The sequence below is a fragment of the Halorarum halophilum genome, from assembly GCF_013401515.1.
In the GTDB taxonomy this organism is placed as follows: domain Archaea; phylum Halobacteriota; class Halobacteria; order Halobacteriales; family Haloferacaceae; genus Halorarum; species Halorarum halophilum.
Genome location: NZ_CP058529.1, coordinates 2,183,189 through 2,205,005 on the forward strand (window position 1 = coordinate 2,183,189; position 21,817 = coordinate 2,205,005).

Annotated in this window: 18 protein-coding genes; 9 read left to right on the forward strand and 9 right to left on the reverse strand. The window is 70.0% G+C overall.

Going from position 1 to position 21,817, the window contains the following annotated elements; genetic code table 11:
* The first annotated feature begins 40 nt into the window (after positions 1-40).
* Both HUG10_RS11060 and HUG10_RS11065 read left to right on the forward strand, forming a co-directional pair.
* On the forward strand, positions 41-490 hold the full coding sequence (locus tag HUG10_RS11060) for a hypothetical protein (protein WP_179169635.1): 450 nt from the start codon (positions 41-43) through the stop codon (positions 488-490).
* 79 nt (positions 491-569) lie between these two features.
* Positions 570-806 carry a hypothetical protein gene (locus HUG10_RS11065; protein ID WP_179169636.1) on the forward strand — a complete coding sequence of 79 codons (237 nt, stop codon included), beginning with the start codon at positions 570-572 and terminating at the stop codon, positions 804-806.
* Between the two features lie 80 nt (positions 807-886).
* Here the strand turns inward: HUG10_RS11065 and HUG10_RS11070 are convergent, their stop codons facing one another.
* The 3 genes from HUG10_RS11070 to HUG10_RS11080 all read right to left on the reverse strand — a co-directional run bounded on the left by HUG10_RS11070 (position 887) and on the right by HUG10_RS11080 (position 4,754).
* Entirely contained in the window at positions 887-1,867 is a 981-nt protein-coding gene (locus HUG10_RS11070) for a 5,10-methylenetetrahydromethanopterin reductase (RefSeq protein WP_179171056.1), read from the reverse strand.
* A gap of 4 nt (positions 1,868-1,871) precedes the next feature.
* Positions 1,872-2,627 (reverse strand): coenzyme F420-0:L-glutamate ligase, encoded by a 756-nt coding sequence (locus HUG10_RS11075; RefSeq protein ID WP_179169637.1) that lies wholly within the window; start codon positions 2,625-2,627, stop codon positions 1,872-1,874.
* A 126-nt stretch (positions 2,628-2,753) separates the two neighbouring features.
* Positions 2,754-4,754: an ABC transporter ATP-binding protein gene (locus HUG10_RS11080; protein WP_394354961.1), complete on the reverse strand. Its 2,001-nt coding sequence runs from the start codon at positions 4,752-4,754 to the stop codon at positions 2,754-2,756.
* Between the two features lie 174 nt (positions 4,755-4,928).
* Between HUG10_RS11080 and HUG10_RS11085 the strand changes: the two genes are divergently transcribed.
* The 3 genes from HUG10_RS11085 (at position 4,929) to HUG10_RS11095 (ending at position 8,164) form a co-directional block, all read left to right on the forward strand.
* Positions 4,929-5,525, forward strand: a complete 597-nt coding sequence (locus HUG10_RS11085) for a DJ-1/PfpI family protein (protein WP_179169638.1) — start codon at positions 4,929-4,931, stop codon at positions 5,523-5,525.
* Between the two features lie 162 nt (positions 5,526-5,687).
* Entirely contained in the window at positions 5,688-6,950 is a 1,263-nt protein-coding gene (locus HUG10_RS11090) for a PQQ-like beta-propeller repeat protein (protein ID WP_179169639.1), read from the forward strand.
* Positions 6,947-8,164, forward strand: coding sequence for an outer membrane protein assembly factor BamB family protein (locus HUG10_RS11095; protein ID WP_179169640.1), 1,218 nt, complete (start codon positions 6,947-6,949; stop codon positions 8,162-8,164). The genes HUG10_RS11090 and HUG10_RS11095 overlap by 4 nt, the downstream gene beginning before the upstream one ends.
* Before the next feature lie 58 nt (positions 8,165-8,222).
* Here the strand turns inward: HUG10_RS11095 and HUG10_RS11100 are convergent, their stop codons facing one another.
* Positions 8,223-9,218 carry a hypothetical protein gene (locus tag HUG10_RS11100; RefSeq protein ID WP_246310131.1) on the reverse strand — a complete coding sequence of 332 codons (996 nt, stop codon included), beginning with the start codon at positions 9,216-9,218 and terminating at the stop codon, positions 8,223-8,225.
* Positions 9,219-9,706: 488 nt separating this feature from the next.
* Here HUG10_RS11100 and HUG10_RS11105 point away from each other — a divergent pair, with 488 nt between their 5' ends.
* Together HUG10_RS11105 and HUG10_RS11110 are read left to right on the forward strand one after the other, a co-directional pair.
* Entirely contained in the window at positions 9,707-10,927 is a 1,221-nt protein-coding gene (locus HUG10_RS11105; protein WP_179169641.1) for an NUDIX domain-containing protein, read from the forward strand.
* Between the two features lie 97 nt (positions 10,928-11,024).
* Positions 11,025-12,203, forward strand: coding sequence for a M24 family metallopeptidase (locus tag HUG10_RS11110; protein WP_179169642.1), 1,179 nt, complete (start codon positions 11,025-11,027; stop codon positions 12,201-12,203).
* A 63-nt stretch (positions 12,204-12,266) separates the two neighbouring features.
* Here the strand turns inward: HUG10_RS11110 and HUG10_RS11115 are convergent, their stop codons facing one another.
* Complete coding sequence (locus tag HUG10_RS11115; protein WP_179169643.1) at positions 12,267-13,496, reverse strand: ABC transporter substrate-binding protein; 1,230 nt, start codon at positions 13,494-13,496, stop codon at positions 12,267-12,269.
* Between the two features lie 78 nt (positions 13,497-13,574).
* On the reverse strand, positions 13,575-14,564 hold the full coding sequence (locus tag HUG10_RS11120) for a D-2-hydroxyacid dehydrogenase (protein ID WP_179169644.1): 990 nt from the start codon (positions 14,562-14,564) through the stop codon (positions 13,575-13,577).
* A 123-nt stretch (positions 14,565-14,687) separates the two neighbouring features.
* Here HUG10_RS11120 and HUG10_RS11125 point away from each other — a divergent pair, with 123 nt between their 5' ends.
* The gene (locus tag HUG10_RS11125) at positions 14,688-15,968 is read left to right on the forward strand and encodes an amidohydrolase (protein WP_179169645.1); all 1,281 of its coding nucleotides are present in this window, start codon (positions 14,688-14,690) and stop codon (positions 15,966-15,968) included.
* Positions 15,965-17,344, forward strand: a complete 1,380-nt coding sequence (ilvA, locus tag HUG10_RS11130) for a threonine ammonia-lyase (protein ID WP_179169646.1) — start codon at positions 15,965-15,967, stop codon at positions 17,342-17,344. The genes HUG10_RS11125 and ilvA overlap by 4 nt, the downstream gene beginning before the upstream one ends.
* Positions 17,345-17,371: 27 nt before the next feature.
* Here ilvA and HUG10_RS11135 read toward each other — a convergent pair whose 3' ends face one another.
* From HUG10_RS11135 to HUG10_RS11145, 3 genes are all read right to left on the reverse strand, one after another.
* Complete coding sequence (locus HUG10_RS11135) at positions 17,372-18,733, reverse strand: aminotransferase class III-fold pyridoxal phosphate-dependent enzyme (RefSeq protein ID WP_179169647.1); 1,362 nt, start codon at positions 18,731-18,733, stop codon at positions 17,372-17,374.
* Positions 18,734-18,900: 167 nt separating this feature from the next.
* Positions 18,901-20,562: a BCCT family transporter gene (locus HUG10_RS11140; protein ID WP_179169648.1), complete on the reverse strand. Its 1,662-nt coding sequence runs from the start codon at positions 20,560-20,562 to the stop codon at positions 18,901-18,903.
* Positions 20,563-20,977: 415 nt separating this feature from the next.
* Positions 20,978-21,625, reverse strand: a complete 648-nt coding sequence (locus tag HUG10_RS11145; RefSeq protein WP_179169649.1) for a hypothetical protein — start codon at positions 21,623-21,625, stop codon at positions 20,978-20,980.
* Between the last annotated feature and the right edge of the window lie 192 nt (positions 21,626-21,817).

The following is a 21,817-nucleotide window of genomic DNA, read 5'->3' on the forward strand; positions in this document are numbered from 1 at the left end:
GATAGGCGCGTTTTATTCGTGCCGTCTCGATACGAGAGCTATGGACGGGAGCGCGAAGTGGTCGGGCGTGATGGCGGCGGTCTGTACACTCGCGGCGGCGGCGGTCGCTCTCGTCCTCCTCGCCGTGCTCCCCCCGGAGCCGACCGGGTCCTCCCACCTGATGTACGGCCCGCAGGCGGTCGTCGCCGGTGGGGTGCTCGGCGGGGCGTTCTGGTGGGCGCTCGTCGAACGGCCGGGAAGACCGACCACCGGGCGGGCCATTCTGGCCGGGTTCCTCGTCGGCCTGCTCGCCCATCCGCTGATGTGGGCGTGGTACTTCGTCGTCGGACCGCTGTATCTCCCGGTCGAGCGGATGGGGCCGGCGGTAGCCGCGGGGACCGCCCTGAAGGTGTCGGTGGCCTCCGTCCTGTTCTTCGGCTGGCTCACGGTTCCGGTCGCGGTCGTCTGTGGGTGGGTCGTCGTGCGGTTCCGACGGCGCGCCCTCGAGTAGGAGGGCGGGGATGCCCCGGCCCGGGAACGTGGCTGCACGAGTATCAACGCTCAAGCCCCGCCGGGAACAACGCCCGGACATGGTCTCGGTCATCGACTTCCTCGTGGAACTCGGCAACAGCATCGTCGGCATGGCCCGCATCATCGGCCTCGAGGTCGCGCTCGGGGACCCGCTCTCGTTCGTCACGATACTCCTCGGCGCGCTGATCATGGCGTTCAGCGTCGGGCTCCTCGGCTACCTCGCGCTCGGCGCGCTCGGCCGGGAACTCGGCATCGTGACCCCGACGCCCCGCCGCAACCCGAGCGAGACGCGCTAGCGGCACTGAGCGGAGGTTCCGAACCGACGGAACGTCCGCAGCACCGAACCGACGGGACGCGTCGGATCGATCGAACCGGCCTACGGCGCCGCGTCCGCGGCCAGCCTGATCGCCTCTTCGAGGTTCGGCCCGAGCGGCGACCCGACGACGAGCGAGTCCGCGTGCGCCAGCACCGCGGCCATTCCCTCCTCCACCTCCTCGGGCGTCCCGGCGATGCAGAACGCCGCCAGCATCGCCGGCGTCACCGCCTCGAACGCCGTCGAGAACTCGCCGGCGGCGATGGCGTCGCCGATGCGGTCGGCGCGCTCGGGGTCGATTCCGTGTCGATCCAGCACCGGCGGCGGCGCGCCCGCGGCGATGTACGCGACCGGCGGACGGGCGGCCTCCTTCGCCGCCTCGCCGTCCTCGGCGACCGAGACGGCGGCGTAGGCCGCGAGGTCGAACCCGTCGGCGTCGACACCGTCCGAGCGGTCCGCCAGGCCCTCGGCCACGCGCTCGCGGGCCCAGGCGAGGTCGTCGGGATGCGAGCCGTTGAACAGCAGGCCGTCGGCGCGCTTTCCGGCCATCCGGCACATGTGCGGACCCTCGCCGCCGACGTAGACCGGGATGTCGGCGCCCTGCGGCGGTTCGTAGTTCAGCCCCGCGTCGTCGGCCTCGAACGTGCTCCCGCCGTCGACGCGCTCGCCGGCCCAGAGCCGTCGCGCGACCTCGAACGCCTCCAGTACGGGGCGGAGGCCGCGCTCGTCGGCGTGGCCGAGGTTCCGGAGCGAGGAGGGATCACCGGGTCCGACGCCGTAGACGGCGCGGCCGCCGGAGGCCTCGTCCAGCGTGGCGACCCGCGAGGCGAGGGTGACGGGATGCGTCTCGAGGGGGTTGACGACGCCCGGGCCGAGCCGGGCGTCGTCGGTCGCGGCCGCGAGTCGCGCGAGCGCCTGGAAGGCGTCCCGGTTGTTGTAGTGGTGGGAGACGAACACCGCGTCGAAGCCCGCCCCCTCGGCGGCCGCCCCGAGGTCGACGAGGCGGTCCACGGGGTGTTCTGGCGTGAGTTCGATCCCGAGCACCCCGTCACCCATCGAACTCCCACCCCCGGAGCGCCTGTCGGACGAAGTCGCCGCCCACGTCGCGGAAGAGCTCGTCGCTGCCGCCGTGCTCGCCCCACTCGAAGTCGCGGACGACGACGGCCGGCGTGCCACCGTCGCCCTCGCCGGCGACGAGGTTCGACGCGGCCGCGAGTTCGTCCACGACGCTCTCGACGGTGACGCCGAGCTCCCGGCCGTCGCGGTCGGTCTCGCCGCGCCAGTCGCGCGAGGCGTGCATCCCGGCCCAGCCGATGGCGACGCCGCGCTGGCCGTGACGGAACGGCCGGCCGCAGGTGTCGGTGACGACGACCCGGTCGACGGGCAGCCCCTCGCGGATTCGCTCGGCGGACTCGGAGGGGCGTTCCGGCAGGAGCAGCAGGTCGCCGTCGGGGACGTTCGAGCGGTCGATGCCCGCGTTGACGCCGACGTGGCCGAACCGCGTCTCGGTGAGGAGGAACGGCGCCTCCATCAGCAGCTCCGTCGACTCCTCCAGCACGGCCTGGGCGAACCGGGGGTCCTTCTCCTCGCCGGAGATGGCGCCCAGCCGCGCGGCGATCTCCCGCGCTCGGGGGCCGGCCGGGAAGTCGCCGAGGTCGAACGTCCGCCCCTCGGCCTTCGAGACGACCGTGGAGGCGACACAGACCACGTCGTCCGCGCGGAGGTCGACCCGGTCGCGGACCATGGCGGCGAGGTCGTCCCCCTCCCGGATCTCGGGGAGGTCGGGGACGGCGAACAGTTCCATACGGGGCGGTCGCACGTCGGTGGCAAAAGGCCGCCGGTGGCGGTACCGCTCGCTAGGCTGGGGTCGCGCCCTCGACCGGGTTCGTCGAGGTTCCTCCTCGCGGAGTTTGGGACGAGTTGGGGGCCTCTAGTCCGTCGTTGCGTTGCCCTCGATGGCCGCCCTGCGGGCGATCGCGTCCTCGAAGAACGAGTCGGGGAGGTCGTCGAAGTCACCGGCCTGGACCCGCCAGAGGTTGGCGTACAGCCCGTCCATCGCGAGCAGGTCGGCGTGCGTGCCCCGCTCGACGACGCGTCCGCCCTCGAGGACGAGGATCTCGTCGGCGTCCTTCACCGTCGAGAGCCGGTGGGCGATGGCGATCGTCGTGCGGTCGGCCGCGACCTCGCGGAGGCTGCGCTGGATGATGGCCTCCGTCTCGGTGTCGACGTGGCTCGTCGCCTCGTCGAGCACGAGGATCGCGGGGTCCTTGAGGAACGCCCTCGCGAGCGCGATCCGCTGGCGCTGACCCCCGGAGAGGCGGACCCCGCGTTCCCCCACGACGGTGTCGTACCCGTCGGGGAGGTTCTCGACGAACTCGTGGGCCGCCGCCCGGCGCGCGGCCGCCTCCACCGCCGCGTCGGTGGCGTCGAAGGTGCCGTAGGCGATGTTCTCCCGGATCGTCCCGTAGAACAGGAACGGCTCCTGGGAGACGTAGCCGACGGCCCGACGCAGGCTCTCCAGCGAGAGGTCGCGCACGTCGTGGCCGTCGACGCGCACGGTTCCCTCGCCGGCGTCGTAGAGGCGCACGAGGAGCTTCACGAGCGTGGACTTCCCGCTCCCCGTCGGGCCGACCACGCCGAGGGTGTCACCGGCCGGGATCGTGAACGAGACGTCCCGGAGGACCGGGTCGACCGACTCGCCGGCGTCGTCGGGGTCGTCCCGGAGGACCGACTCGTCCCCGAGGAACGACTCACCGGGATCGCCGGCGTCGTCGTAGCCGAAGGTTACCCCCTCGTAGTCGACGCGGCCGGTCACCTCAGCCAGCGCGACCGGATCGGCCCGCTCCCGAACCGACCGATCGGCGTTGAGCAGGCCGTAGACCCGTTCGCTGGACGCCTTGGCCAGCTGGTAGCTGTTGACGATCTGGCCGAACTGCGCGAGCGGCCAGATGAACTGCTGGGTGTACAGCATGAACGTGACGAACTCGCCGGGGGAGACGGTCCCCCTGAAGAACCACGGCGGCCCGTTCAGCACCCAGAACGCCCCGACCGCGAACGTCAGCGCGAAGCTCAGCCCGGAGAGGACGGACAGCCCCGGGAAGAACGTGATCCGCGTCGTGATGGCGTCCCAGTTGGTGTCGAGGTACGACCGGGAGGCGTCCCGGACTCGACCGACCTCGTGCGCCTCCGCGCCCTCGGTCTTGATGACCTCGATGCCGCCCACGTTGTTCTCCAGTCTGGCGTTCAGGGCGCCGACGCTCTCGCGCATCCTGGCGTACTTCGGCTGGACGCGTCGGACGAACAGGAGGGTGAAGACGCCCAGTACCGGCACCGCGGCAAGCGAGACGAGCGCCAGCCAGGGGTTCAGGACGGTCATCACCAGACCGACGCCGACCAACAGCGCGAGCAACCGCAACGCCGAACTCAGGCCGTCGGTCAGGAAGGACTCCAGCTGGTTCACGTCGTTGTTCAACACCGAGAGGAGCTCCCCGGTCCTGGACTGGTCGAAGAACGCGCGGTCCTGGAGCTGGAGTCGCTCGTACGTGTCGACCCGGAGCGCGTGCTGGATGTTCTGGGCGAACTTGTTCCACCCGTAGCTCTGGAGCCACGACCCGGCGGCCCCCACGAGCGTCGCGGTCACGAGGAGCGCGACGGCGAACCAGAGCTGACCCGCCGGAGTCCCCGGGATCAGCCCGTCGGGAACCAGCGGGAGGCGGAACGGTCGCGTCCCCAGCAGCACGGCGTCGATCGCGAGCCCCAGCACGAGCGCCGGCACGAGGCCGAGCGCGCGCGAGAACAGCGCCATCACCGTCCCGAGTACCGCGTCGCCGACGTTCTCCCGACCGTACTCCGCGTAGATGCGCCACATCGATCCGCCGTCCGACGTGAAGGCGCTCCCGCCCGCCCCGTCGTCCGTCACGTCAGCTCTCACCGGTCCGCACGTCGGTCGTCATTCCGCACCTTCTAGGGGCGTCGACCCTATATGCCGAGTGGTCGTCCGGCCCGGATTCGGGGAGTTCTGTCGCCCCGCATCGGCCGACGAGGACTCCATCCCGACACAACCGTTATCGTTCGGGAGCCGAATTTTCCTGCCAGGTGTGCACGCATGACTGGTAAGAAGATACTCGAGATCGCCGGCGACTTCGTCGAGGACTACGAGGTCATGGTCCCATACCAGGCGCTGCAGATGGCGGGCCACGAGGTCCACGCGGTGGCCCCGGAGAAGGGTGAGGGCGAATCGGTGAAGACGGCCGTCCACGACTTCCGCGGCGACCAGACGTACCTGGAGACCCGTGGCCACGACTTCGCGCTGGACGCCGCCATCGAGGACGTCGACCCCGCGGACTACGACGCGCTGGTCGTCCCCGGCGGCCGCGCGCCCGAGTACCTGCGGACGTACGACTCGGTCCTGGAGACGGTCCGGCACTTCTTCGAGGAGGACAAGCCGGTCGCGGCGCTGTGTCACGGCCCGCAGATCCTCGCCGCCGCCGGGGTGCTGGAGGGGCGCGAGATGACGTCGTACCCCGCCGTGCGCGCGGAGGTGGAGAACGCCGGCTGCTCGTGGGTCGACGGCGTCGTCACCGACGGGAACCTCGTCACCGGCCAGGCGTGGCCCGACCATCCGGAGTGGCTCGCCGAGTTCCTCGACGTGCTTGGCACGACGATCGAACACGAGTCCGCGGCCGCCGCGGCCGACGACTAATCGACCGGGCGGTCCCGGATTCGACCAGTTCGACCAGTTCGTCGCTCCGGACGAGCGCGAGGGGCGAGCCAGCGCGATCAGTTCAAAAACGGTGCGGTAGCTTCCGTTCAGTCGGCCTAGACGGGTAGAAACCAATATACCACCCTGTGACGAGCACCTGCTATGCCCTCCAGACGCGCCGTCCTCGCAGCCGGTGCCGTCGCCCTCTCGACGGGACTCGCCGGCTGTAACGAAGCACCACCGCCCGAATCGACGTTCGACGCGTCACCCACGCACTGGCCGACCGCCGGGTACGACCCCGCCGCGACGGGACACGCTCCGGCCGGTCCCGAAAGCCCGAGCGTCGAGTGGACTGTCTCCCGGCAGTCGACGGACCCCCCGCTATACGGCTACCTGAGCACCCCGGTCGTCGCCGATGGCTCGGTGTACGTCGCCTGCCTCGCGACACGATTCTTCGATCCGGAGGAGGACAGTGGCCAGGTAGTGGCGATCGACGCTGCGAGCGGGACGGTAGCCTGGCAGTATGTGATTCCGAACGGGCTCACCGGGGGGCCCGCGATTGCAGGGGACGTGGTCGTGGTCGGCGGTCGCGACGGGGCGCTGTACGCCGTAGCGGACGGGGACCGGACGTGGACCGTGGCGCTCGGCGGGCAGGTGGGTACGCCGACGGTGTACGGAAACCGGATCTACGTCGCCGATAGCCGGGGGAACCTGCACGCGGTCGCCACCGACGGTACGAAGCACTGGACGGTCGACCGCACCGGCCTCGTTCCACCGCTGTTCGACGATCCGGACCCCCTCGCGATCGGGACGCCGGCCGCCGACGAGTCGGGCGTCTACGTGGCCGTCGAGACGAACGACGGCGGCGCACTCCTCCTCGCGTACGACCACGGCGGTTCGCGCCGCTGGCGGTACGAACTCGACGGGCCGTACGGGTCCCGTCCGCACGGCCCGGCCGTCGGCGACGACACCGTCTACGCGACCGTCGGCGGCACGGTCCACGCCGTCGACGCGGCCAGCGGGGACCGTCGGTGGCGGTTCGTCACCGGCGCCGAGACAGCGGGGCCACCGACGACCGACGGCGACCGCGTGTACGTCGCCGCGAAGAACCTGTACGCGCTCGACGCCGCGGACGGCACCGAACGCTGGCGCGTCGTGAACGAGGCTCCGATCCGCGACCGGGACGCGCAGAAGCTCCCGTATCTGGCCCGGCCACCCGTCGCCGACGGGCGGGTGTACCTGCGCACCGGGGCGTTCGACGCGACCGACGGGACGCGCCGCTGGGGGGACGACGCGGACGACTGGAACGTCGACGGCAACTACTTCCCCGACCTGTACGGTCCCCGTCCCATCGCCCAACCGGTCGTCACGGGGGATGCGGTGTTCCTCAGCCACACACACCACGGGGTGCGGAAGCTCGCATGACCGAGTACCCGTCCCGCCGGCGGCTGCTCGCGGCCCTCGGCACGGCGGCAGGGGTCGGCACGGCCGGCTGTTCGACGCTCGTGGACTACTCCCCGGATCCCTTCGACGGGAGCGATGACTGCCCGCCGTACGACCCGGTGGAGACGACCACGACGACCTGGCCCGGGACGTTCGGCGGCCCGGCCGGTACGGCGACGGTCGCCGCGGAGGCCGTCCCCGACGGCGATCTCACGTTCGACTGGAGCGTGCCGATCGAGACCTTCATGGGATACCACGTGCCGATCGTCGACGGGGACGCCGTCTACGTGCACGATCTGGACGCGAGCCTGTTCTCGGTCGCCGCCGACAGCGGCGAGGAACGCTGGCGTCTCGAGATGGAGGGTCCGGGACCCGCACCGGCCGTCGGTGACGGGCGGCTGGTCGTCGCCACGGAGACCGGCATCGAGGCGGTCGACGCGGCGACGGGCGCCCGCGAGTGGACCGCGGCCGAGCCGGCAGCAGGTATCTTCGATGCGCCGCCCGTCATCGCGAACGGGACGGTCTACGTGGCGGGCGGCGTCGGCGTCCGCGCGTTCGATCTCGCGGACGGGAAACTCCGGTGGCACGTTCCGACCGGCCTGCGCATGACGTCGCCGCCCGCGGTCGTCGACGGGACGCTCTACGTCGCCGGCGACGATACCTACGTCCGCACGCTCGCGACGGACGACGGCAGCGAGCGCTGGCGTCACAAGACGACGGCCCGGATCGAGTGCAACGTGGCGGTCGCGGCGGGGACCGTGTACACGGGAACCGAGGCGGGCGCCGTGATCGCCCTCGACGCTGCCTCGGGGGCCGAACGCTGGCGGTTCCAGCTCCCGGTCGGGGAGACCGAGCGGCAACAGCGGCCACGGACCGTCGCCACGGACGGGAGCCGTACGTACGTCACCACCGACACGACCCTGTACGTGCTCGGTGCGGCGACGGGCGAGCCCTGCTGGCGGACACGGTCGTACTCGGGGAGCTACGCGAGCGGGATCGCCATCGGCGACGGGAAGGTGTACGTACCGGTAGACAGCGACGTCCGGGAGGGATGGGGAGCGGTGTTCGACGCCGCCACCGGCGAGCGGGGACAGGCGTTCGCAAGCGGACGCGACCGGAGCTTCGAGATGGGCCCCAGCCTCGCCGAGGGGGCCATCTACGGGACCGGGAACGGCGGCCTCCGCAAGTTCTCCTGAACCGCCGCCCGGTTGGCGCGTCCTCGATCGACTCCAGTTCGTCGTCGATGGGAGACGACTACTCCCCGGAAGCGAACCAGAGAGTGAACTGGAAGTACCGGTCGCCGTACAGGAGGAATCGACGCTGGCGACCCGACTCGACGCCGGCGTCCTTCTCGACGTTGCCGTCGAGGTAGGGCCATCGGTTGAGCCTCTTCAGCACCGACCGGAACGCGTCCGAGAACGGGTGTGACTCCCGGTACGAGTCGTTCATCGCCCGCCGAAGGACGTCGCGTTCCCCCAAAGAGAGGTCGTCACGGTCGATTCGCGCGTCGAGGAGCGACGCTCGGAGGATCGTCTCCAGTTCCGCCTCGGACTCGGCGACCGGGTCGACGTCGGCCCGGTAGATCGCCTCGTGGAACGTCTCCTCGGTAACCTCGACCTCGTAGATGGTTCCCCGATGTTCGACGTGTGACGGACCCGACTCGTCGAGGAGGTCGCTGGCCGCGATCGCCTCCTCGTCGCGATACACGTAGCCGTCGCGCTCGACGAGGTCCCACGGAACGCCGCCGACGTTCCCCCGCGCTCTGGCGGCGAAGTGCGCGATCCGGATCGCTCGCCGATCGACGTCCGGGAGCGCCGACCTGGCGACGTGGTCGGGGACGCTCTCCGGGTCGTCCTGGTCGCCGACCTCGTACAGTCGGAGGACGGGGTGGCCCACCGTCTCCTCGCCCACGACGTGCGAATCGAGGTGGTAGTACGTCCCGTTCCGGCGCGCGTACATCGGCTCGTCGTCCCCACGGGCGGGAAAGGGGGAGCGGTGCTGCGTCGTGAACGTCGATCCGTTGAGCGTCGCGTCGAACGCCCGTTCGTCCCACGGCGGACGGGTCTCGGAGAGGTCGGTGACGTACCGCTCGCGGAGCGATCCCTCGAGCGAGGACAGCGACAGAACGAGTTGTCGGGACGAGTCGTCCGTCTCGGTCGGGAGGGCCTGCGAACAACCACCGAACGTGGCCGCCGCGAACAGCCCGCCGACGGTCAGCACTCGTCGGCGGATGGGATCTCTGGAGGGCATCGGGGACATCTCGTTCAGGAGTTGACAAAACCGTTCTCGTTCGGGAGTCCACCGTCACCGGTCGTCCGTGGACCGATGGCTACGCCACTGCGTCGGACAGCGGCGCGAGGACGAGGAACGCCGGTTACGGAGAACGTGAGGTTCCATCGCCGTCAGGAACGGGGGCGGAAGGGTGCCAGGTCCGCCCCCGCCGTCGCTCGTTTTCCCCTGCTTTCCCTCAGATGACCCCGGACGACGGGCGACCCGACCATGCCATCGATGACCATCGATTTTTCTTTTCGGGCAGCCGTGAGCACACGGGACATCAGGTGTGCTCCTTTAATTCTTAATTTTCGTTCGGTATTAATCCCCCCCATGTGACAGTCGCTTCTGTTTCGGCGGTTGGACCACCCCCTCTCCGTATGTGCGACTGGCGGTGACGGGGGGCGCTGCTCGACGGGCCGACGGTCGCCACACCCTTCGTACTGCCCGCGGTATGACCGGCCACCATGGCGAACGTCGTCACCGCCTTCCTCCGGAACCGGGGGGAGGTGCTGCTCGTCCGCCGGAGCGACGCCGTCGGTACCTATCGCGGGCGCTGGGGCGGCGTCTCGGGGTACGTCGAGGGCGACACCGACGACCCGGTCGAGGAAGCGTACCGGGAGGTCGAGGAGGAGGTCGGAATCGGTCCGGAGGCCCTCACCTTCGTCCGCGCCGGGGACACGGTTCGGGTCGACGACGAGGAGGGGGAGTTCACCGTCCACCCGCTCCTGTTCGACTGCGCGACGCGCGAAGTGACGCCGAACGAGGAACTCGCCGCCCACGAGTGGGTGCCGGCGACCGCGATGTTGGAACGGGAGACGGTGCCGAAGCTCTGGGGCGCGTACCGCGCGGTCGGCCCGACCGTCGAGTCGGTCCGGGACGACGACGTCCACGGCTCGGCGACCATCTCGGTCCGCGCGCTGGAGACCCTCCGCGACGAGGCGGCCGTCGCGGCGTCCTGGGACGCCGTGGCTGCGACGGCCCGCGACCTTCGGGACGCCAGGCCGGGGATGGCGGCGGTGGGGAACCGGGTGAGCCGCGTGCTGGCCGAGGCCGACCGACGTCCGGAGGCGGTTCGCGAGCGCGCGATCGAGGCCGTCGCGGATGCCGTGGACGCGGACGACCGCGCTGCTGCTACGGCGGCCGCGCTCCTCGACGGTCCGGTGCTCACGCTGTCGCGCTCGGGGACGGTCGCGGCCGCGCTCGCTGACCACGACGGGCCGGTTCTCGTCGCCGAGTCGATCCCCGGCGGCGAGGGACGCGAGGTGGCGGCGGAGCTGGCGGCCGGGGCCGACCGGACGGTGACCCTGCTCCCGGACGCCGCGGTCGCGTCGGCCGTCGCAGAACGCGACGTCGCCGCGACGCTCGTCGGCGCCGACACGGTGCTGCCCGACGGCGACGTCGCGAACAAGGTCGGGACGCGGGGCCTGGCGCTCGCCGCGGCCTACGAGGGGGTTCCCGTCTACGCGGTCGCCGCCCGGGACAAGGTCGCCGGCGAGGGCGGGTTCCGTCCCGAATCGACCACGTACGAGGTTCCCGAGGGAGTCGACGCGTACGCGCCCCTGTTCGACCGGACGCCCGCCGACCTGGTCACGGTCGTCACCGAGGACGGGCCGCTGGACGCCGACGCGGTGCACGACGTGGCCGCGGAACACCGCGTCCTGGCCGAGTGGGACGAGGGGGACTGACGGGCGGTCGGCGGGGTCGTATACAGTATCCGTATCCGATATACACGAAAAAACTTTTCACTCGCGTGCGCGACGTTCACACCCGAGAACCACTACCATGCCAGGGGATATCTTCGAGCCGAGCGAGTACGAACGGCGGATCGAGCGGACGCGGGAGCGGATGCGCGATCGGGACCTCGACGCCATCGTCGTCTCCGACCCGGCGAACATGAACTACCTCGCCGGCTACGACGGCTGGTCGTTCTACGTCCACCAGGCGGTCGTCCTCACGGCCGACGGCGACGAGCCGGTGTGGGTCGGCCGCGAGATGGACGCGAACGGCGCGCGCGCGACGACCTGGCTCTCCGAGGAGAACATCAGGTCGTACAGCGACGACCACGTCCACTCCCCGCACGACCTCCACCCGATGGACTTCCTCGCGGACGTGCTGGCGGACCTCGACGTCGACGGCGGCCGGATCGGGCTGGAGATGGACGCGTACTACTTCACGGCGAAGTCCTACACACGGCTCGGGTCGAACCTCCCGAACGCCGAGTTCGAGGACACGACCCTGCTCGTGAACTGGGTCCGGGTGAGGAAGTCCAAGCGGGAACTCGCATACATGCGCGAGGCCGCCCGGATCTCGGAGGAGGCGATGCTCGCCGGCCTGGACGCCATCGAGGCCGGGGTCCCGGAGTACGAGGCCGCCGCTGCCATCTACGACGCGCTCATCACCGGCACCGACGAGTACGGCGGCGACTACCCGTCGATCGTCCCGCTGATGCCCTCCGGGGACCACACGGGGACGCCCCACCTCACGTGGACCGACCGGGAGTTCGAGGACGGCGACCCGGTGATCATCGAACTCTCGGGCTGTCGGCACCGCTACCACTCCCCGCTCGCGCGGACGACGTTCGTCGGCGACCCACCCTCGGAGATCGAGCACACCGCCGACGTCGTCGTCGAGGGGCTCGAGGCCGCCCTCGACGCCGCGGAACCGGGCGTCACCTGCGAGGCCGTCGAGAAGGCGTGGCGCGACACCATCGCCCAGTACGACATCGAGAAGGAGGACCGCATCGGCTACTCGATGGGACTCGGCTACCCGCCGGACTGGGGCGAGCACACCGCCAGCATCCGGCCGGGCGACGAGACGGTGCTGGCCGAGGACATGACGTTCCACATGATCCCCGGCATCTGGGGCGACGACTTCGGCGTCGAGATCAGCGAGACGTTCCACGTCACCGCCGACGGCGCCGAGGCGCTGGCCGACTTCCCCCGCCGGTTGTTCACGGCGTAGCTCGGAACGGTCGTCCCGACGGATTCCGACCGGCCGTGCCGATACCGCCGGGGACGAACGGACCTAGACGTCCCCGTTGACGATCGCCGCGACGCGTTCGTACTCGAACAGGCGACCGGTCCCCTCCGAGAGGGTCTCGAGGCCGTTCCACTCGCCGAACGTGTCCGGGTAGAACTGCTTCGCGGCCACCTCGGTCTGGAACAGGTTGACGATCGGCCCCTGGTACGACGTGCCGCCCCGATAGAGCCGGTCGTTCTGGACCGCGGTCAGCTGCTGTCCGAGTGGGTCCTCGCGCATCCGCTGCATCCGGCGTTCGAACTCCCCGGTCGAGACGTGGGAGAACCCGTACTGGAAGAGGAGCGCGTCGGGGTCGACCTCGAGGAGCTTCTCGTAGTCCCACTCCCCGTAGCTCGCGTCGATGTGGTCGTCGAACGCGCCCCGCATCCCGAGGTCGCGGTACTGCTTGTGCCCGTTGCCGTCGTGGACCGGGTAGGCGTAGAACGCCCCGTTCTCGAAGTCCGAGTTGATCGAGAGGAGTCCGACGGTGGGCCGCTCCTCCGCCGGCGGGAGTTCCGATTTGATCGTCGAGCGCATATCCTCGTGGACCCGTGCGAGCGCCTCGTACCGCTCCCGTTCGTCGAACACCTGGGCGATCCTCCCGAACGCGTCGTACAGCGAGTAGTAGGCATAGTCGTGCCAGTCCTCGCCGCGGCGACGGATCGAGTTCCCGATGATCGGCCCGACGTTCGTCCGGATGTCCTCGTAGTCGGACTCCTCCCAGCCGTCCGCGAGGCGGCTGATGAAGTTCGGGTCCATCAGGTGGACGTCGCAGTCCATCTCGTAGAACGCCTCCTTGTCGAGGCCGCCGCCGGCGAAGAGCTGCGGGACGTCGTCGAAGGAGACGTCGACGCCGGGCAGGTGATCGTAGAACGCCGTCGGCCAGTTCTCCGTGAAGACGAGTCCGCTGATCCCGTCGAGTTGGCCGAGCGCGACGGCCATGTCGCCGTAGGTGCTGAAGTACGCCATCCACGTTTCGGGCGTCTCTTCGAAGGAAACCTCGCCCATCGGCTCCATCGTGACGGAGAAGGGGTCACGCTCGTCGGCGGCGGAATCGGCGGACGACTGTTCCCCCGCGCTCGTCGACGGATCCCCCGTTCCCGTCCCCGTCGGTTCGGACTCCGACCCGGTATCACCCGTACAGCCGGCGAGCACCGTTCCGCCGAGCAGCGCGCCGCCGTACTTCACGTACTCGCGCCGCGTGGGTGCCTCGCGTTCCTGAATGTCCCGCGCCATGGTTTAGGTGTGCCTAAAGGAAGCAAAGCTCTTGCGGAGTTCTCCAACCAGAATCGGGACGGCGACCCGCCGGATCGCTCAGTCGGCGCCGGGGTCGAGGACGACGTTGCGGAGCTCCCCGTCCCCGTCCAGCGCGGCCACGTTGTCGGCGACGATGTCCGCGAGACGGTCCCAGTGCTTCGGCGTGTGACCGCCGGTGTGTGGCGTGATGAGGCAGTTCTCGAGGTCCCACAGCGGGTGGTCGTTGGGGAGCGGCTCCGGCTCCGTGACGTCGAGCGCCGCGCCGCGGATCTTGTTCGACTGGAGCGCGGCCACGAGCGCGTCGGTGTCGACGATTCCGCCGCGGGCGGCGTTGACGAGGACGGCGTGCGGCGGCAGCGTCGCGAACTCGGCCTCCCCGACGAGCCCCCGGGTGAGGTCGTTGAGCGGGCAGGCGAGCACGACGTAGTCGCTGCGGGCGAACGCGTCGTGGATGGCGTCCTCGTCGAAGCCGACCACCTCGTCGGTCGGACCCCCCTTCTCGGGCGTGTAGCGGACGCCGATCGTCTCCACATCGAACCCCGCGAGCCGCCGGACGACCGCCTGCCCGATGGAGCCGAGACCGACGACCGTGACGGTGCTGTCGGTGAACTCGTGGGACTGGAAGTGGCGCCACTCCCCGTTCGCCTTCCGGCGCCACCCTTCGTGGAGCCGGCGGGCGAACACGAGCATGTTGCCGATGGACTGCTCCGCGATGCCCGGTGCGTGGATGCCGCCGGCGTTCGTGACGACGACGCCGCGCTCGGCCAGCGCGTCCGTCGGGAGGTGGTCGGTCCCGGCGAACGTGCAGGCGAACAGCTCCAGCCGGTCGGCCCGGGAGAGCCCCTCCTCGTCGATCCCGATCCCGGTGACGACCCGCGCGTTCCGGACGAGTTCCCGCTCGGCGCGGGGCGTCCGAGCGAGTTCGACCGTCCGCTCCGGCAGTCGCTCGCGGAGCTCCTCGGCGTACGACTCCATCGACAGGCCCTCCGTCCCCTCGCGGAGGACGAGGACGTCCGGCCCTTCGGCCGTGGTTGACTGGTCGGGCATAGTTGGCTCGGCGTCCCGTCGACGCGTACCGGGCGTTCGGGGGGACCCGACTTATCCTTTTGTGTATTCCGCATACACGGGAACTGTGTACAATTAAGGTCGTGGGGCGTGTCATGGGCTCCCATGACGGCACGACTCCGCGACCGACTCACCCCGCTGCGCCGCGACCTGCACCGCCACCCGGAACCGGCGTGGCGCGAGTTCTACACGACCCACCGGCTCGTCGAGGAGCTCCGCGCGATCGACCCCGACGGGATCGCCGTCGGGCATGAAGCGTACGATCCGGCGGACCGGATGGCGGTCCCCGACGACGAGGAGTTCGGCCCGTGGGTGGAGCGGGCGCGCGAGCGCGGCGCCGACGCCGACCTCCTCGACCGGATGGCGGGCGGCAACACCGGCGCCGTCGCGTGGCTCGACCGCGGCGAGGGGCCAACGGTCGGGCTCCGCGTCGACATCGACGGCCTGTTCATCGAGGAGTCGACGGACGACGAACACCACCCCGTCGCCGAGGGGTTCCGCTCGGAGATCGAGGGCACGATGCACGCCTGCGGCCACGACGCGCACATGACGTGGGGGCTCGCCGTCCTCGAGGCGATCCGCGACAGCGACTTCTCGGGCACGTTCCGCGTGTTCTTCCAACCGGCGGAGGAGGAGAGCGGCGGCGGCAACCCGATGGCCGAGAGCGGGTTCGCCGAGGACCTCGACTACCTCCTCGCGGTCCACGTCGGCCTCGACCACCCGACGGGGCGGGTCGTCGCTGGCATCGAGAAGCCGCTGGCGATGGCCCACTTCGACGTGACCTTCGAGGGGACCTCCGCCCACGCCGGGAAGGCGCCCAACGAGGGTGACAACGCGATGCAGGCGCTCGGCACCGCCATCACGAACGTCTACGGCATTCCGCGTCACGCGGACGGGATGACCCGCGTCAACGTCGGGACGGCCGAGGCCGGCACCGCGAGCAACGTCGTCGCGGAACGGGCCCGCGTGGCGGCGGAGGCGCGCGGCGAGACGACCGAGCTCATGGAGACGATGAAGCGGGAGTTCCGCCGACGGGTCCGGGCTGCGGCCGAGATGCACGGCTGCGAGGTGGACGTCGACGTCGTCAGCGAGTCGCCGCGCGCCGACAGCGACCCGGAACTGGTCGACCTCGTCGCCGACGTCGCCCGCGACGTTCGGGGCGTCGAGGAGGTCGTTCCCACGGCCGACTTCGGCGCGAGCGAGGACGCCACGTTCCTGATGCGTCGAGTCCAGGAGAACGGCGGACTGGCGTCGTACCTGATCGTGGGCACGGACCACCCGACGAGCCACCACACGCCGACGTTCGACGTCGACGAGCGCAGCCTCGAGATCGGCGTCGACGTGCTCACCGACGCCGTCCTAGAACTCTCCGAACGGGGGCCATGAGCGAGGAACCGTCCGTCGGCGGGGACGCCGGAAGTGACCATACCGACCGGGAACCCGGGGACGGCGTGGGCATCACGGACGGGGCCGGAGACAGCGCGGACGCCTCGGAGCGGGACGTCGACCGGACGGCCGAGGACGTCGTCTCCCTCGCCGACGTCCGGGCGGCCCGCGACCGCCTCGCGGACGTCGTCCACCGGACGCCGCTGGACACCTCGCGGACCCTCGCCCGGCTGAGCGGCGCCGCGTCCGTCGGGCTGAAGCTGGAGAACACGCAGCGGACGGGGTCGTTCAAGATCCGCGGCGCGTACAACCGGATGGCGGAGCTGTCGGCCGACGAGCGGGCCGAGGGCGTGATCGCGGCGAGCGCCGGCAACCACGCTCAGGGCGTCGCGCTCGCCGGTCGTCTGCTCGACGTCGACGCCACGATCGTCGTCCCGGAGGTGACGCCCGCGGCGAAGATCGAGGCGACCCGCGGCTACGGCGCCGAGGTCGTCGTCGAGGGCGACATCTACGAGCGGTCCTACGAGCGTGCGCTCGAACTCGCTGAGGAGACGGGCCGGACGTTCGTCCACCCGTTCGACGACGAGGCGGTGATCGCCGGCCAGGGGACCGTCGGGCTCGAACTCGCCGAACAGTACCCCGACCTCGACGCGGTGCTCGTCCCCATCGGCGGCGGCGGGCTCATCTCGGGGGTGGCGACGGCGATGGCGACGCTCCCGGACGACGTCCGCGTCGTCGGCGTCCAGCCCGAGGGAGCGCTCCACGCGAAACCGTCGCTGGCGGAGGGCCGCATCCACGAGCTGTCGGACGTCGACACCGTCGCCGAGGGCATCGCCGACACGCGACTGCTCGGGGCGACGTTCGCGGTCGTCCGCGAGCGCGTCGACGAGGTGGTCGGCGTCACCGACCGGGAGCTGGGGGTCGCGGTGACGCTGCTGGCCGAGCGAGCCAAGACCGTCGCCGAAAGCGCCGGCGCCGCCGGGGTCGCGGCGCTGCTGTCCGACGAACTCGACGTGGGAGGCGAGCACGTCGGGGTCGTCGTCTCCGGCGGGAACGTGAACCTCACCGAGCACGCCGAACTCGCCCGGACCGGGCTCGGGGAACTCGGTCGGTACGCGGAGGCCCGGCTGGCGGTCGACGGCTGGCCGACCGCCGTCGCCGACGTGGTCGAGACGGTCGAATCCGAGGGCGCCGAACTCGACGCGCTCGAACGCGCCCGCCGTGGTGCCGACGACGAGCCGAACCGCGTGCCCGTGACAGTCGGCATCGAGGGGAGCGGCCGCGAGCACCTCGACGGCGTGCTCGCGGCGCTCGACGAACTGGACGACGTCGAGGTCACGGGCGCCGGCGGTCGCGTCGGTTCCGGCGGTTCGTAGAAGAGCGGGCAGCGGCGTCGTCCGGTTTTAGACCGCTTTCGGCGTGGTTTCGACGTCCCCGATCGCCTCGCAGAAGATGCCGACGCCGAGTTCGATCTCCCGTTCGGTCGAGTCGAGGGGCGGGAGCAGCCGGATGGTCTTCCGCCCGCAGCCGAGGGTCAGCAGGCCGCGCCGCAGCGCCGCCTCGACGACTACGTCCCTGCGGTCGGCCGTGTCGAACTCGACGGCGAGCATCAGGCCCTTGCCGCGCACGTCGACGACGCCGTCCGGGGCGTCGTCGCGGAGCAGCTCCTTCGCCTGCCGACCGCGCGTGGTGGCGTTCTCGAGCAGGTCGTACTCCTCGATCGCCTCCAGGGTGAGCGCGCCCATCGCCGACGCGAGCAGGTCGCCGCCGCCGAACGTGGAGCCGAGGCGGTTCTTCTCGGCCGGGAACAGCTCCTCCCGCGAGATGGTCGCGCCGACGCGCAGTGCCTTCGCCGCCGAGATGACGTCCGGCTCGATGTCGTAGTGGTCCGAGGCCCACAGCTTCCCGGTGCGACCGATGCCGGACTGGATCTCGTCGACGACGAGCGGGATGTCGTACTCGTCGCTGACCGCGCCAACCTCGGCCGCGAACGACTCGCTCGGGAAGCGGTAGCCGCCGACGCCCTGGATCGGTTCGAGGACGATGAACGCCACCTCCTCGGGGTCGACGTGGCCGCCCTCGGGCGCGAGCGCGCCCCGGAGCTGAGAGGTCCCGCCGGCGAAGAACCCGCAGTCGCAGGCCTCGGGGTCGCAGGTCCGGTCCGAGCAGAACGGGACGGTCCTGATCCCCGCGATCTCCGGGTAGTGGCGGGTGTAGACGTCCTTCGAGCGCGTAAGCGACAGCGCGCCGAGCGTCCGACCGTGGAACGAGCCGTCGAAGGTGTAGCCGTACTTCGCGGCCGGCCGGTTGTCGTGGGCGACCTTCATCGCGTTCTCGATCGCCTCGGCGCCGGAGTTCGAGAGGAAGACGGTGTCCAGCCCGTAGTGGTCGGACACCTCAGTCAGCTTCTCCATCAGGTGGCTCGACCCGGGGACGGCCGACTCCTCGGGCGTCGGGCCGGCGCCGAAGTACATGTCCTGGCCGGCGATCTTCATCGGCTCGACGAGGTCGAACTCGGCCAGCGGGTCGAGGACCTTCTCGTTGTTGTAGCCGAGCGGCGCCGCGCCGATGTGGCAGGTGAAATCCAGCAGGACGTTGCCGTCGACGTCGGTGACGAACGGGCCGTCCGCCTCGGCGGTCACGTCCCAGACGAACTCGTGGGAGTACTCGCTCGGCGCGGCGTGTTCCCCGTGGAACTCGACCCACGCCTCGGCGTTCGGGCCGGGGAGGGCGTCCGTGTCGGGTTCCGCTGTCCCCCTATCCATACACAGTTTATGTGTACTACGTACATTAAAAGTTGTTATCAACCGGCAGTCGGGGCGGTCGCCGGGCGGTCGGAGCGGGGAACGTTCTCCGAACGGGAGGAGCGGTCAGTGCGTCGGACCCGACGAGGGAGGAGGGGAGGGTCGGTCGGGACCGGCCCGAATCGGCGTCAGTCGTCGTCGGTCGTCTCGGTCGGCTCGGGGGGCTCCGTCCCGCCCGGGGAGGTATCCGGCCGCGAGCCGAAGATCCAGGCGTTCTCCCGGAGCAGCACCCTGCCGTACTCGGAGCTGAACTCCCTGACGAGCCCGAGCAGGGCGAACAGGCAGACGAACGCGAACGGGCCACCGGTGATGATGGCGGCCGACTGGAGCGCCGAGGTGCCGCCGAGCGTCATGAGGATGGCGGCGAACATCCCCAGCACGACGCCCCAGAACACCCGGTTGATGCTCGAGGGGCGCGCCTTGCCGCCGGTCGTCATCATCGACACCGCGAGCGTCGAGGAGTCCGCGGAGGTGATGAAGAACGTCGTCACCAGCAGCATGAACGCCAGCATGAACACCGTCCCGAACGGGAACGCCTCGAAGAGGATGAACCCGGACGCCTCCGCACCGGGACCGCCGTCGGCCAACACCGCGCTGAAGTCGGCGACGCCGGTGTGCTGGTAGAAGACGGCCGTCCCGCCGACGAACGTGAACCACGGGATCGTCGCCGCCGACGTGGCGCCGATGCCGGTGAACGCGACCTCGCGGACGGTCCGGCCCTTCGAGATGCGGGCGATGAACAGGCCCGCGAACGGCGACCACGAGAGCGCCCACGCCCAGTAGAAGACGGTCCACGCGTTCGCCCAGCCCGTCCCGCCCTCGACGCCCGCACCGGTGAACAGGCTCATCGAGACGAAGTCGGTGATCATGCCGCCGAACGCCTGCGTCCCCAGCAGGACGAGGAAGACGGTCGGCCCCACGACGAACGTCGCCGTCATGAGGATCACGAACATGACCATGTTGAAGTTCGAGAGCCGGCGGATGCCCCGGTTCACCCCGAGCACCATCGAGACGGTGAACAGCAACGTCATCGTCGTGACGACGAGGATGATGCCGGTGGTCCCCAGGTCGATGCCCCACTGGTAGTTCAGGCCGCTGATGAACTGGCTCCCGATGAACCCCAGCGACGTCGCCACGCCGCCGATGGTCGCGAAGACGGCGACGATGTCGACGACCTTCGCGACGGGGCCGTCGAGGTTGTCCCGCCCGATGAGCGGCGTGAGCGCCGAGGAGACGCGGAGGGGGACGTTCTCGTAGTTGTAGGTGAAGTAGCCGATGGCGATCCCCATGATGGTGAACACGGCCAGTTGGGGGAGCGCCCAGTGGAAGATGGTCTGCTGGACGGCGATGACCATCGCCTCGCTCGTCCCTGCCTGGACGTCGAACAGCGGCGAGGGGTTGTCGTAGTAGAACAGCGCTTCAGTCGGTCCCCAGAAGACGACGCCGGCCGCGAAGCCGGCCGAGTACAGCATGGCGAAGAAGGAGAAGAAGCTGTACTCGGGCGGGTCGTCGCCGAGCGTGATGTTCCCCCACGGGCCGACGATGAGGAACAGGAGGAACAGCACGACGAGGAAGACGATGAGCAGCAGCGCCCAGTTGAGGTACGTGAGCATCGCGTCGTTGGCGACGCTGATCCACTCCACCACGAGTTCGGGCGCGAGGAAGTACAGCAGGATGAGCCCGACCGTCAGCCCCGCGCCGAAGACGAAGACGATGGGATCGAGCTCCTCGCGGAACTGCTCCACCGCACCCCGGTCCCCACCGGTGCGCGGCTCGCCGCCGTCGCTCATGGGGTTCTCACCCCGATCGGAGGGTCCCGGACGTTCGTAGAGCGCGCCTCCCGATCACCACACGCTCCTCCCGTCACCCGTCTGCACGCCGTGCTGACTGGTGGCATACCACACCGATAGATAGAATCCATGATAAATGTTTCTTTTTCGTACCCACCATATACAGAAAGCGTATACAATCTGGTCACCCACCCGACCACGTCCGCGACCCCACGAGTCGGGGGATTCCGGGGGGCTCTAACCTGTGCTCGTGAATCTAGTGGGATGGCCGTCTATCGGAATAAATGCTCCCGGCGTGGGCACCGACGGGCGTCGATGGACGGGTCACGCACGACGCCGAGTACTTGCGCTGGTCGGACCGGCGAGACGAAGAAGAGACGATGGAATCGCGAACCCGACGAGGGCCGAACCGGCGTCAGTTGGTGAGCTCGTCGAGCTTCGCCTCGCGGGCCTCGGCGCTCTCGTCCACGTTCCGGAGGAACTCGTCGACGCTCTCCTTGATCTCCTCGCGGGCCGCGGCGGGGGAGAACTCCTCGGACATGGTGAGCAGCCGGACGAACGCCCGGAGTTCCGTGTCCGTGATCTGTGCGAACTCGCCGTTCTCCAGCTTCTCGACCACCTCGTCGACGTCGATCTGGCCGACCGGGTCGACGTTGAACTCGACGTTGACCATGCGGTAGTCGGAGCCGGCGAGCTGCTGTTCGGCCTTGCCGACGCCCTCGGAGAGCATGTCCTTGAACGGCGTGTAGTAGCCCATCGTGCCGAGGTGGAGGAACGCCAGCATGTCGGTGATGCCCTGCGTGTACGCCTCCCGGTCCTCGTCGTCGGGATCGAACACGGTGTTGCGGTCGCGCTCCTCGAGGTACTCGAAGAGGATGCTGAAATCGAGGATCGCGTTCCGGACCCGGCGCCGGATGCGGTTCCGCTTCTGCTTCTTCGAGTGCTCGGTGTAGTCGGTCTTCCGTCCGAGCAGGAAGTCGCGGTCGGAGGGCGTGAGGATCCCGCGGGGCCGGTCGGCGTCGGCCGCCGTCTCCAGCGAGTCGGGGACGTCGTCGGTCGTCATACACGGTTTACGTGTACTGGCGGGATTAACGCTTGTGGTCGGGGAAACCGAGCGGCCGTCGGGAAGGGGGAGAAGACGGCGCTAACCGCCGTCTCCGCGCGTTTCGCTCCCCTGAATCGATCGGCGTTCCGACCTAGACGGCCGTCGAATCCGGCCCGGCGTACACAGTTTTCGCTATGGACACTACTTCCC